Annotated in this window: 1 pseudogene; it reads left to right on the top strand. The window is 59.2% G+C overall.

From position 1 onward, the window contains the following. Positions 1-49: 49 nt before the first annotated feature. A pseudogene (locus H9565_RS20455) lies at positions 50-294 on the top strand (hypothetical protein); the annotation flags it as partial.

Raw genomic sequence — 294 nt, forward strand, 5'->3', positions numbered from 1 at the left:
CTATACGGTGACCCCCGAGACGGGAACGCCGCAGGTATGGACGGTGAACGTGACCGTATCCCAACCCACGGGCAGTGCGGAGAACGCCATAACGGCATTCGAACTTCCCGGCCAGACAGGCGCGGACATAAACGCTACCACATTTACCATCAACGTTACGGTACCCGATGGTACCGACTTGACCGGTGCCCCTTCGGTACTGGACATATCGGCGGACGCCACGGTATCCCCGGCAAGGACCGTCCTTCAGGATTTTTCCGGTGCCGTTACCTATACGGTCACCGCGGAAAATGG

It is taken from the genome of Zobellia russellii (genome assembly GCF_018728565.1).
GTDB lineage: Bacteria > Bacteroidota > Bacteroidia > Flavobacteriales > Flavobacteriaceae > Zobellia > Zobellia russellii.